This window comes from Aquamicrobium sp. LC103 (genome assembly GCF_001014615.2).
GTDB lineage: Bacteria > Pseudomonadota > Alphaproteobacteria > Rhizobiales > Rhizobiaceae > LBCQ02.
Map to the genome: position 1 here is coordinate 491926 of NZ_LBCQ02000003.1, position 9484 is coordinate 501409.

The 9484-nt window shown below is 63.8% G+C and carries 12 protein-coding genes; 6 read left to right on the forward strand and 6 right to left on the reverse strand.

Annotation, left to right across the window (positions count from 1 at the left end):
- Position 1 precedes the first annotated feature (1 nt).
- From XW59_RS08690 to XW59_RS08705, 4 genes are all read right to left on the reverse strand, one after another.
- Positions 2-925, reverse strand: a complete 924-nt coding sequence (locus tag XW59_RS08690) for an NAD(P)-dependent oxidoreductase (RefSeq protein ID WP_047143940.1) — start codon at positions 923-925, stop codon at positions 2-4.
- Positions 922-1737 (reverse strand): glycosyltransferase, encoded by an 816-nt coding sequence (locus XW59_RS08695; protein ID WP_047143939.1) that lies wholly within the window; start codon positions 1735-1737, stop codon positions 922-924. Before XW59_RS08695 ends, XW59_RS08690 begins: the two co-directional genes overlap by 4 nt.
- Positions 1738-1769: 32 nt before the next feature.
- Positions 1770-2990: an NAD-dependent epimerase/dehydratase family protein gene (locus XW59_RS08700; RefSeq protein WP_047143938.1), complete on the reverse strand. Its 1221-nt coding sequence runs from the start codon at positions 2988-2990 to the stop codon at positions 1770-1772.
- Between the two features lie 89 nt (positions 2991-3079).
- Positions 3080-3922 (reverse strand): EamA family transporter, encoded by an 843-nt coding sequence (locus XW59_RS08705; protein ID WP_047143937.1) that lies wholly within the window; start codon positions 3920-3922, stop codon positions 3080-3082.
- 297 nt (positions 3923-4219) lie between these two features.
- Between XW59_RS08705 and XW59_RS08710 the strand changes: the two genes are divergently transcribed.
- Positions 4220-4489, forward strand: a complete 270-nt coding sequence (locus XW59_RS08710) for a hypothetical protein (RefSeq protein WP_136067984.1) — start codon at positions 4220-4222, stop codon at positions 4487-4489.
- 101 nt (positions 4490-4590) lie between these two features.
- Here the strand turns inward: XW59_RS08710 and XW59_RS08715 are convergent, their stop codons facing one another.
- Both XW59_RS08715 and XW59_RS08720 read right to left on the reverse strand, forming a co-directional pair.
- The gene (locus XW59_RS08715) at positions 4591-5214 is read right to left on the reverse strand and encodes an NAD(P)H-dependent oxidoreductase (RefSeq protein WP_047143936.1); all 624 of its coding nucleotides are present in this window, start codon (positions 5212-5214) and stop codon (positions 4591-4593) included.
- 137 nt (positions 5215-5351) lie between these two features.
- Positions 5352-5564, reverse strand: coding sequence for a cold-shock protein (locus XW59_RS08720; RefSeq protein ID WP_047143935.1), 213 nt, complete (start codon positions 5562-5564; stop codon positions 5352-5354).
- 319 nt (positions 5565-5883) lie between these two features.
- On the opposite strand from XW59_RS08720, the gene XW59_RS08725 reads away from it, so the two are divergent.
- The 5 genes from XW59_RS08725 to XW59_RS08745 all read left to right on the forward strand — a co-directional run bounded on the left by XW59_RS08725 (position 5884) and on the right by XW59_RS08745 (position 9460).
- Positions 5884-6612, forward strand: coding sequence for a class I SAM-dependent methyltransferase (locus XW59_RS08725; protein ID WP_047143934.1), 729 nt, complete (start codon positions 5884-5886; stop codon positions 6610-6612).
- Between the two features lie 227 nt (positions 6613-6839).
- Positions 6840-7652: a DUF2189 domain-containing protein gene (locus tag XW59_RS08730; protein WP_047144451.1), complete on the forward strand. Its 813-nt coding sequence runs from the start codon at positions 6840-6842 to the stop codon at positions 7650-7652.
- Positions 7653-7760: 108 nt separating this feature from the next.
- Complete coding sequence (locus tag XW59_RS08735; protein WP_047143933.1) at positions 7761-8288, forward strand: hypothetical protein; 528 nt, start codon at positions 7761-7763, stop codon at positions 8286-8288.
- Positions 8289-8617: 329 nt separating this feature from the next.
- Positions 8618-8830: a cold-shock protein gene (locus XW59_RS08740; protein WP_047143932.1), complete on the forward strand. Its 213-nt coding sequence runs from the start codon at positions 8618-8620 to the stop codon at positions 8828-8830.
- A 192-nt stretch (positions 8831-9022) separates the two neighbouring features.
- Positions 9023-9460 (forward strand): BA14K family protein, encoded by a 438-nt coding sequence (locus XW59_RS08745; RefSeq protein WP_047143931.1) that lies wholly within the window; start codon positions 9023-9025, stop codon positions 9458-9460.
- Positions 9461-9484 lie beyond the last annotated feature (24 nt).

The window sequence follows — 9484 nt, forward strand, 5'->3', positions numbered from 1 at the left end:
CTCAGCCAGGCTGGCCGTCCTTGACGATGCGCTCTATGAGCGTCTGCACGGTCGACTGGAAGCGCCTCATGCCGCCCGGCTGCCAGCCGAGCGCGCGCAGCCGCTCGGTGTTCATGACGTTGAGGCGCGAGACGTCCGCCGGCGCGGGAAGAGCGTTCGCGCAGTCGGTGACGCGGGCGGCGACCGACAGGATGTCGCTGTTGTCGACCAGGATGTCCGAGACGTTGAAAGCCTGGCCACGCACCGCCTCTTCCGACAGCGAAAGCATCAGCTCGACCGCTGCGGCGACATCCTCGCCATGCACCTCCGTGCCGGCGCGCGGCTCGATCGCCTGGCCTTCGAGCCATGCCCGAATGAGCGGCGTCCACTTGTCCTCGCGGCCGGGGCCGGCCTGGCCATAGACACCGGTAATGCGCAGGCTGGCGCCGGCGAAACCCTCGTCGCTCAGCGACTTCAACTGCCGTTCGACGGCGAGCTTGACATCGCCATAGAGCGTATCGGGATGCGGCCGCGTCTCCTCTTCGAGCTCCATGCCGGGCGGCTGCGTGCCGTAGACGGCGCGGCTGGAGAGAAAGACGGCGCGGCGCACGCCGGCGCGGCGGGCATCGTCGAACAGTCTGTTGGAGCCGCGGACATTGCGCTCGCGAAAGCCCGCCGGATCGTCGCCCTCCCCGCCGCGATAGAGGCCGGGCAGATGGTCGAAAGCCGCGTGGACGAAGAATTCGACGCCTTCGAAGGCGGGCTCCTGATCGAGATCGGGATTGAGTTCGCCCTCGACGAAGCGCACCGGTCCGACGAAAAAGTCGGGCCCCGGCGGCCGCCGGCCGAACACCGTCACCCGATGCCCGCGGGCGAGCAGTCCGTCGACGACGAAGCGGCCGACGAAGCCGGTGCCTCCGGAGACCAGCGTGACGGGACCGTTCATCGCGCAGCCCCCGGATTGGCGAGCGTGGAAATGTCGGGAATCCCCTCGCCCGTCGCATAGGCGCGCCACAACTCGATCAGCGGCTTTACCCGGTCGGCCCTGGGATGGTTCGCCTCCCATGGCTTTTCATACTGGTAGTGGATCACCGAAACCGACTTCCAGTCCCAAAGCTCGGGCAGGTTGAACCAGACATATTGCAGCATGTTGAAGAACACCGGCAGACCATGCCAATCCGGAAAGAAGGCCTGCAGGAAGGTCTGGTCCGTGCGCGGCCAGAAGGCGTCCGGCGCGTCGAGCCGCGCGAGCATCGCCTCGAAGGTCGCCCGCGACGGCTTGGCGACGAAGACGCCGGAATTCAGCCGGTGGAAATCGGCGAGCGTCTCGTAGACATTCGGCGCGGCGGAGAATTCCGGATAGCCGAAGAGCCTGTCGACGTTGCGGATGACGATCGCGTCGGCGTCGATGAAGACGATCTTCTCGTACCGCTCGAGCTGCCAGAGGCGCAGCTTGGCAAAATTGTCGAGCGGCGTGTGGAAGGCCGGCTTGTTGCCCTTGGTGAAAGGGGCGTTGGCGTGCAGCCTCGCGCGCTGGTGGCGCTCGTTGAAGGCCTCGGAAGTGGGCAGCAGCTCCGCCCTTTCCAGCCGTGCGCCGAGCGCGGCGAGCGGGCGCAGAGCATCGTCGGCAACGCCGCCCGTGTGAAGGACGACGATGTCGGTCGTCGTGCCCGTCAGTTTCAAGGAGCGCACCAGCGCCGTCGCGCCGAGCGCATAGTCGGCGTTGGTGACGAGGGTGACGTAGGCGTGGCGTGTCATTGGAGCAGCAGGCACAAACGTTTCCGGTTGTGCTAGCTCACGCTCTTCAGCCGCTTGCCCTCCGGATCGCGGTCGATCGTCGGCTCGATGTCCTTGGTCCACGCCGAAACAGCCGGGATCCGGCTGCGGTCGACGCGATAGGCGTATTTCTTGGCCACGTCGATCACCTCCTCCAGCAGCCCCTCCTCGAGGGTGATTGGATTGAGACCGAGTGCGAGGAACTGGTCGTTTTTGACGACGAGGTCGTTTTCGGCGGCCTCCTTGCGCGGGTTCGGCAGGTAGGCGACCTTGCCGCCGGCGATGCGCGCGACCATCTCGGCGAGGTCGCGCACGCGGTGGGTCTCGGTCATCTGGTTGAAGATCTTCACCTGGTCGCCGCGCGCCGGCGGGCTTTTCAGCGCCAGCTCGATGCAACGCACGGAATCCTGGATATGGATGAAGGCGCGGGTCTGGCCACCGGTGCCGTGCACCGTCAGCGGATAACCGATCGCCGCCTGGATCAGGAAGCGGTTGAGCACGGTCCCGTAGTCGCCGTCATAGTCGAAGCGGTTGATGAGCTGCACGTGACGGCGCGTCTGCTCGGTGTGCGTGCCCCAGACGATGCCCTGATGCAGGTCGGTGATACGGAGCCCGTCATTTTTCGCGTAGAACTGGAAGAGAAGCTGATCCAGGCATTTGGTCATGTGGTAGATCGAGCCGGGATTGGCCGGATAGAGGATATCCTGTTTCACCGTCTCGCCCGACATGGTGTCGATGCCGACCGGCAGATAGCCTTCGGGGATCGCCGCGCCGACGGTGGAATAGCCGTAGACGCCCATCGTGCCGAGATGGACGAGATGCGCGTCGAGGCCGATCTCCACCATCGCGTTGAGCAGATTGTGCGTGGCGTTGACGTTGTTGTTGACCGTGTAGTTCTTGTGCCGGTCGGATTTCATCGAATAGGGCGCGGCGCGCTGCTCGGCGAAATGAATGACCGCGTCCGGACGGTTCTCGGCCAGCCAGTTTTTGAGGATCTCGTAGTCCTTGGCGAGATCGATCAGATGGAACTGGATGCGCCGGCCGGTCTCCTGATACCAGATGCGCGTCCTTTCCTGGATGGAATCCATCGGCGTCAGCGACTGGACGCCCAGTTCGGTGTCGATCCAGCGGCGCGACAGGTTATCCAGGATATGGATCTCGTGACCTGCGTCGGAGAGGTGGAGGCAGGTGGGCCAACCGATAAAGCCATCACCACCGAGAACCGCAATCTTCATCGAATCAAATTCCTCGTGACAGAATGAAGCCCCCTAACAAATGATAATGACGAGATTATATCCGCCGCGAAACCGGATTTGACGAAAATTTATCCCAATCGCAGGGCGATCACGCCGCCGACGATGAGAAGTGCTGCCGCGATGCGCCAGCGCGTCATGGTTTCGCCGAGGGCGGCCACCGAAAGCAGCATGGCGAAGAGGATGGAGGTCTCGCGCAGCGCGGCTACCGAAGCGATCGGCGCCTTGGTCATCGCCCACATCGCGATCCAGTAGGCGACCGCGCCGAGCAGGCCGGCCGCAAGCCCGCTCTTCCATTCCGGAAGCATCACGCGGATCACCCGGGCGCCGCGCAACCACACGCAGAATATGATCGACCAGACCGCGTCGAGCAGGAAAAGCCAGACCGCGTAGCTCGTGGCCGATGCCGCCGACCGCGCGCCGGAACCGTCGGTGAGCGTGTAGCTCGCGACGAAGACCGAGGTGAGAAGCGCGAAGCCCACCGCGCGCCTGCTCAAGCCGTTGATGCCGCCGCCGCGAAACGACATCAGGAAAGTGCCGGCGCACAGAAGCAGAATGCCGAGAACGGCGACGCCGCCGGGCAACTCGCCCAAGAGCACGGCGCCGCCGATCGTGGTCAGGAGCGGCGCGGTTCCGCGGGCCAGCGGATAGGACTGGGCGAGATCGCCGGTCTCGTAGGCCTTGGTGAGGAAGAATTTGTAGCCGGTGTGGAAGACCATCGACAGCGCGATCCACAGCCAGGTCTCCCCTTTGGGAAACGCCACGAAGGGAACGAGCGGCAGCACCACGAGGCCCATGGCGAAGCTCATCAGCGAGATCGAAGCGAAGCGGTCGAGCCGCACCTTGATCATCGCGTTCCAGGAAGCGTGCATCGCCGCGGCCGCGAGCACGGCCAGAAAGACCGTCGCGCTCATCTTTCGCCACCCTGGAATGAGCCGGAAATGGGAATGTCTACCTGCCGCATCGTCCCGCGAGCTGAATCATCATCACCGGGGAGGCCGGCGCGATCGCGCCTGGAACGGCCCGCACCCCTGCAAGCCCTTACCCGGCTAACACTTCGGCGCATGTCGATCCAGAAAAAAGCGGGAAAGGCGAATCAGGAGGCCCGATATTCTACATCTTGATGTCTAGATCGAAAGGCGTACACTCGTTTTGGGCATAAGGGGCAGAAGGCGGATAAAAGGTTCCGCCGGCAGGGAAGGAATCTGGAGATGCCCAGCTCCGTCATGAATCGACCGGGGAAGGCAAGGCCGTTCGGTGTCACTGGAGAAGTGTACCGGCCGGACGAACTTGCGCATATCCAATCGGCATTCGAAGCGGTGTGCGACGAACTCGGCGTGAAAACGGCCGAACTTGCGCGCCGCCGCGCCATCGCCGAGCGCGTGATGAACGCCTATCGCCAGGGCCGCCGGCACTCGCTGAACCTGGTGCATGCGGGATTGCTCGAGGAAATCAGGAAAGATCCGAGCCACACCGTATGACCGCGACGGCTACCAAGCCGGAAACCAGCGCCGCCGATCAGATCCGAACGGCGGCGGTCGCTCGTCATGACGACAACCCGCCGCGTGCCGCAGCCGAAGCGTCATCCTTCCACGCCGGGAAACCGATCGCGCCTTAGAAGGCGCGCGAGATGCGCGGCGTTCGATGCCGCCATGGCCAGCGTCTGCCCCACCTTGGCGGGCGTTCTCGGCAGATCCTTGTAGTCCGTCTTGCCCATCGCCTCGCCCACCCAGTAGCAGCCCGCATTGGCGGGAATGGTGAAGCCGACGTCGGCGAGCGCCTGGAAACAGCAGGCGTGGCAATTGTGCGCGCCGTCCTCGTTGCCGACGACCGCCACCAGCGCGACCTTTCCGGCCGCCGGCATGCGCCCGTTGCCGTCGGTTTCCGACAGGAAGGCGTCGAGGCGCTCGAGCACCCGTTTCGCGACGCTCGACGGCTGGCCCATCCATACCGGGGTGCCGAGGATGAAGATATCGGCTTCCACGATCTTGCGCCGCAGTTCGGGCCAATCGTCGCCCTCGCCCATATCGGACAGGACGCCCGGCTTGATCTCGTGGTCGAGCACCCGCACGATCTCGCCCGTCACCCGATAGGGTTCCAGCGCGTCGAGCAGGTCGGAAAGCATCTTGTCGGTGGAGGAGGCTTCCTCGTCCAGCGACGCCTTCAGCGAGCAGTTCAGGGCAAAGGCCGTGAGTTCGTCCGGCATTGCTCTCTCCCATGGTTCATGAGGAGAGAACGCGGCCGAAGGCGCCGGGTTGCGGGGATCGCCCAACGGAAAAGGCGCCGCGATCGCTCGCAGCGCCTTCTCTTTGAATTCCTGCCGGCCATAGAGCCGGCGGAAAATCACATCGCGGAGAGGTTCACCGCCTTGGGGCCCTTGCCCATGCGGTCCGGCTCCACGTCGAAGGAAACCTTCTGGCCGTCGACGAGAGTGCGCAGGCCGGAGGCTTCAACGGCGGAGATGTGGACGAACACGTCCTTCGCGCCGCCATCCGGCGTGATGAAGCCGAAGCCTTTGGTGGTGTTGAAGAATTTTACGGTGCCGGTCTGGGCCATATGGGAAAACTCCTGTTCCCTTTTTAGTTTGTTGCGTCTGCGCTACATGCACAGTGTCGCGGCCGTCGAGAGTTCACAAAGTCGGGGAAAGGTCGTCCGTAACGGTCCAGTCTCCGGGTCAGCAAATGCCCGAGCGTAAGCACACATCGCACGAAATGCCAAAAATGACAAGATGGACCGCCCGCTGCTAATCTGAAATCGGTTAAAGAGGCCTCCGCGCAAGAGAACCGTCCCGCCTGTCCTTGATACGTAAAGTCGAGAACGAGGCGGATATTCACAACCGCAAGTATCCATGCCGGAAACTTCAGAAGACACTAAAATGGCACAGAACATCTATGACAAACCGGAGTTCTTTTCCGGATACAGCCAGTTGGAACGCTCCCTGCATGGGCTGGAGGGCGCGGCGGAATGGCCCGCGATCCGGGCGATACTTCCGGATATGAAAGACAAGCGCGTCGTGGACCTAGGCTGCGGTTTCGGCTGGTTCTGCCGCTGGGCGAGACGGCGGGGAGCCGCCCACGTGCTCGGGCTCGACCTTTCCGAAAACATGATCGCGCGGGCGCGGACCGACACCGACGATCCCGCCGTTGAATACGCGATCGCGGACCTGGAGGCGCTCGAACTGCCCGAGGGCGCCTTCGATTTCGCCTACAGCTCGCTGGCCTTCCACTATGTCGAGGATTTCGACAGGCTGGCAAGGACGGTACACCGCGCACTGCGGCCGGCCGCGCGCTTCGTCTTCACGATCGAACACCCGATCTACATGGCACCGACGCATCCGGGCTGGGTGACCGCCGCGGACGGCCGGCGAACATGGCCCGTCGACGGCTATTCGATCGAGGGACCGCGCGTCACCGACTGGCTGGCCAAGGGCGTGGTGAAGCACCACCGCACGATCGGCACGACGCTGAACACGCTGATCGCCAACGGCTTCACCATTCACCATGTGGAGGAATGGAGCCCCAGCGCCGAGCAACTCGCCGACCATCCCGAATGGGCGGAAGAACGCGACCGGCCGATGTTCCTGCTCGTGTCGGCGGGGAGGTAGGCTGGCCCCCTCGACTGCCTCCTGTTCCTTCCGGACCGAGCGGAGTGCTTGCGCGGACACGGGGGGACACGCGCGATTCCCCCAACGATATGGAATGACGACAACCGGCCCCGGTTGCGTTATGATCCGGCGCGAGGGGTCGTGGGTCCATAGGGCCGTGACCACAACCTCGCTGTAGGCACGGCCGAAGGGACCCGTGACCACTCCCAAAGATTGGAGGAATGGTCATGGCAAGTTTCCACGTGATCGCCGGAGCAAACGAAGCTCCGTCCTATCCGCAGGTTCGCCGCATTGGTTTCTCGGACCTCGCGGACAGCCTGCGTGCCGGACTGGACGACTTCATGACGAAGCCGTCGCATCTCGTCTTTCTCGGTCTCATCTATCCGCTGATGGGCGTCGTTCTCGCCACATGGACTTCCGGCGCGAACGCGTTGCCGCTGCTGTTTCCGCTGGCTTCCGGCTTCGCCCTGATCGGTCCCTTCGCGGCGATCGGGCTCTATGAGATCAGCCGGCGCCGGGAGCTCGGGATGGACGCTTCCTGGCGGCACGCCTTCGACCTGCGCCACTCCCCCGCCCTGCCTTCGATCGCGGCCGTGGGGATCCTGCTCTTCATCGTCTTCATAAGCTGGCTGCTTGTGGCCCAGGCCCTCTACACCTCGCTGATGGGGCCGATGCCGCCCGCCTCGATCGGCCAGTTCGTGAGCGACCTGTTCGGCACCACCAATGGCTGGCTGCTGATCGTGATCGGCAACGCGGTCGGCTTCATATTCGCGGTGATCGTGCTCAGCACCACCGTCATCGCCTTTCCGCTGCTCATCGACCGCGATGTCGGCGCCTATTCGGCGATCCACACCTCGGCGCGCGTGGTGCTTGCCAACCCGCTGGTGATGGCGGCCTGGGGCCTGATCGTGGCGGCGCTGCTCGTGGCCGGAAGCCTGCCGCTCTTCGCCGGCCTCGCGGTGGTCGTGCCGATCCTCGGCCATGCCACCTGGCATCTCTATCGCCGCTGCGTGACGCCCGCGACTCCATTGGGCCGCTGAACGGCGCGGACGATCGAAACGCGGATAGCCCGGCGGGTTCACGCGGCCCGCCGGGCTCATCCATCCGCATAGCTTGCCGAACCCTTTCCGACATCGCAGGATCGGCGCATGAAACCGCCCGTCATCGCCTTGCTGGCATTCGGGATCGCCACGCCGGCGCTCGCCGAATGGCGGCTGGACAACGGCGTCGCGATCGTCGCGCCCGCAGCCACCAACAGCACGATGGAGTTGCTCGCCATCTCCTGCGGCGATCCCTATCTGGTCGAGGTCTATTCGCGCGGCGGGCCGGTGCGGCCGGCCGAGGGAGATCACCCGGCGAAATATTTCCACATCCCCGGCAGGATCGAGGCGCGGATCGATGGCCGCACCTTCCCGCTGGTGGCGGCGGGCTCGGGCGCTGCGGCCGTGTTGTTCTTCCCCGGGTCGGAAATGCAGAACGGCATGGCCTCCGTCAGCGACGATTTCATCGAGACGCTGAAGGCGGGCAAGAACCTATCCCTCGTCTTCGACGTCACTCCCGAACGCAATGAGGCGGACGGAAGCGCGTTCGAGACGATGGCGGAGTTTCCGTTGGAAAGCTCCGCGGCCGCACTCGATACCGCGCTGGCGCCCTGCAGACATAGTGCAAGCAGGTAGAAAAGCCAGTAGATCGCCGGCAAAACGACCGGCATTCTCCGTTTCCGCAGAGCGTCGTGAATCTTTTTCTTGCCCGCCGCAAAAAAATGAAGGACAGTTTCGCCCGTTCGGGCATTTGCCGGCCCGGAGACTGGAATAGAATGCCCCGGATTTGCGATAACAATGCAGAACCAAAACAATATGCGCAGGGCGGGCCGAACGCGAAATGAGAGGGTTTTGGCAAAATCCCGGCGCGAGGAAACTGTTTCTTCTCCCCCAGTAAAGGACCGAGTCTCAGAGGGATCTTACCGTCCCTGCACATGCAACGATGGGAGATAAGGAGCTTTCCCATGCCCCAGAGCGGAACCGTCAAATTCTTCAACCATGCCAAGGGCTTCGGGTTCATCACGCCCGACGACGGCGAGAAGGACGTCTTCGTCCACATCTCCGCCGTCCAGGCTTCGGGCCTGCCGGGTCTCGAGGACGGGCAGAAGGTGACCTTCGATACCGAGCCCGACAAGCGCGGCAAGGGACCGAAGGCCGTCAACCTCTCGGTCGTCTGACTTTCCCTCACGAGCCGTGGAATCGAATTGCAGCCCCGCATCCTTGTGGGGCTGTTTTTCATTGGCAATGCCGGTTCTGAAACGAACGGTTACAAGAATTTTCTTGTTCAGCCTGCGTTCAGCCACAAGCTTCTAGTTTTATTGCCGAAAGCCGGAAACGCCCCATCTACCCGGCAAAAGGAGACTGTTGCAATGAACCGCATCGTCAAGAATGCTCTTGTTTCCAGCCTGGTCGCGGCAACCGTGCTCGCCGCAATGCCCGCCAATGCGGGAGAACGCTGGCGCCACCACCGGCACCACAACAATGGCGGCGAACTCCTCGCGGCCGGCGTTCTGGGCCTTGCGACCGGAGCGCTGATCGCCGGTGCGGCCGCGCCGCGCCCGGTCTATCGCGAACCGGTCTACCCGGCGCCCTACCCGGTCTATCGCGAGCCGGTCTATGCCGACCGCGACTACTACCGTCCCGCGCCGGTCTACCGCGAAGCTCCGCGCGTCTACTATCGCGCCTCGATGGAGCCGTGGAGCCCCGAATGGTACCGCTATTGCGAAAACCGCTACCGGTCGTTCGACCCCAGCAGCGGCACCTTCGTGGGTTATGACGGGCAGCGCCATTTCTGCGCCGCCAACTGACGGCGGGCCGACAAACCTGCAAAG

Coding starts and splice junctions, on each gene's coding strand:
- XW59_RS08715 (WP_047143936.1), bottom strand. CDS start 5,214: ATGCCGGACGAACTCACGGCCTTTGCCCTGAACTGCTCGCTGAAGGCG.
- XW59_RS08720 (WP_047143935.1), bottom strand. CDS start 5,564: ATGGCCCAGACCGGCACCGTAAAATTCTTCAACACCACCAAAGGCTTC.
- XW59_RS08700 (WP_047143938.1), bottom strand. CDS start 2,990: ATGAAGATTGCGGTTCTCGGTGGTGATGGCTTTATCGGTTGGCCCACC.
- XW59_RS08705 (WP_047143937.1), bottom strand. CDS start 3,922: ATGAGCGCGACGGTCTTTCTGGCCGTGCTCGCGGCCGCGGCGATGCAC.
- XW59_RS08735 (WP_047143933.1), top strand. CDS start 7,761: ATGAAACCGCCCGTCATCGCCTTGCTGGCATTCGGGATCGCCACGCCG.
- XW59_RS08710 (WP_136067984.1), top strand. CDS start 4,220: ATGCCCAGCTCCGTCATGAATCGACCGGGGAAGGCAAGGCCGTTCGGT.
- XW59_RS08725 (WP_047143934.1), top strand. CDS start 5,884: ATGGCACAGAACATCTATGACAAACCGGAGTTCTTTTCCGGATACAGC.
- XW59_RS08730 (WP_047144451.1), top strand. CDS start 6,840: ATGGCAAGTTTCCACGTGATCGCCGGAGCAAACGAAGCTCCGTCCTAT.
- XW59_RS08695 (WP_047143939.1), bottom strand. CDS start 1,737: ATGACACGCCACGCCTACGTCACCCTCGTCACCAACGCCGACTATGCG.
- XW59_RS08745 (WP_047143931.1), top strand. CDS start 9,023: ATGAACCGCATCGTCAAGAATGCTCTTGTTTCCAGCCTGGTCGCGGCA.
- XW59_RS08690 (WP_047143940.1), bottom strand. CDS start 925: ATGAACGGTCCCGTCACGCTGGTCTCCGGAGGCACCGGCTTCGTCGGC.
- XW59_RS08740 (WP_047143932.1), top strand. CDS start 8,618: ATGCCCCAGAGCGGAACCGTCAAATTCTTCAACCATGCCAAGGGCTTC.